Genomic DNA, 1,446 nt, shown 5'->3' on the forward strand with positions numbered 1-1,446 from the left:
GTGAACCTGGATGTGTTCGCACCGGATACGGCCGGCGGCGATCCGGTGCCGGGGCCCTCCGGACGGCCGCGTAAGCGCAAGGCCGACACGGATCTGCCGGCTGTCGTCGTCCACGACCCCCGGCCCTCCAGCAAGCAGACACGGGAGAAGGATGAGCAGATCCTCGCGGGCATCAACGCCGCACCCGCAGGCAGTATCGCCGATACCGCCCGGCACATGAACATGGACCCGAAGACCCTGAACAATTGGCTGCGATCGAGGCCTTCTCAGCTGGGGCTGGACTCCGGGACGACCAATGCGCAGACACTGCGGTATATCCGTGACCACAAGGACGCGGTCGCCGTGGGCATGATCCGGAAACAAGCCAACGACCTCGCCCCCTACGAAACCCCCCGCCCCAAAATCCTGGACGAACGCGACAAGCAGGTCATCGCCACCCTCCTCCACCACCATCCCACCGGCAGCCTCACCGACATCGCCAGGTACTACGGGCAACAGCCGCCGACCCTGCAATATTGGGTGGAGAGGCTGGGAAAAAACCTGCGCGTGGACGTCACAGGCGCTGATGTGGTGACGTATGTGCGGGACAACCGGGACACGGTACTTACCCTGGCCGGGCTCGACAGCAGCGACATCACCACCCTCCCCGCCATACCCTTCGGAGAAGTCGCAGGCATCACCCCACGCGACAAGCAGGTCATCGCCACCCTCCTCCACCACCGAACCCTCAACATCACCGACATCGCCGAGAAGTACCAGCAACCGGAGACGACCCTGCTGAATTGGGTGGCGGGGCTGGGACGGAGCCTGCGCGTGCCCGGCACAGCCGGTGAGGTGATGGCGCATGTGCGGGACAACCCGGACACGGTACTTACCCAGGCCGGGCTCGACATCAGCGACATCGCCACCCTCACCATCCCCTCCCGAGAAGTCGCAGGCCTCACCCCACGCGACAAGCAGGTCATCGCCACCCTCCTCCACCACCGAACCCTCAACATCACCGACCTCGCCAATGAGTACCGGCAACCGCAGCCGACCCTGAAGAATTGGGTGGAGAGGCTGGGAAAAAACCTGCGCGTGCCCGGCACAGCCGGTGAGGTGATGGCACATGTGCGGGACAACCCGGACACGGTACTTACCCAGGCCGGGCTCGACATCAGCGACATCGCCACCCTCACCATCCCCTCCCGAGAAGTCGCAGGCCCCACCCCACGCGACAAGCAGGTCATCGTCACCCTCCTCCGCCACCCCGCCCTCAACATCACCGACATCGCCAATGAGTACCGGCACCCGGTGCCGACCCTGCAGAAATGGGTGGCGGGGCTGGGACAGCGCCTGCGCCTGGACGTCAAAGCCCGTCAGGTGGCGCCGTATGTGAGGGACAACCGGGACGAGGTACTTACCCAGGCCGGGCTCGGCAAAGACATCACCACCCTCCCCGGCATC

General features: G+C 65.3%; 1 protein-coding gene. It reads left to right on the top strand.

Going from position 1 to position 1,446, the window contains the following annotated elements:
- The coding region (locus tag AB0E14_RS39750) for a hypothetical protein (RefSeq protein WP_362430474.1) at positions 1-1,446 on the top strand (1,446 nt) is incomplete at both ends.

This window comes from Streptomyces sp. NPDC047981, from assembly GCF_040653315.1.
Classification (GTDB): domain Bacteria; phylum Actinomycetota; class Actinomycetes; order Streptomycetales; family Streptomycetaceae; genus Streptomyces.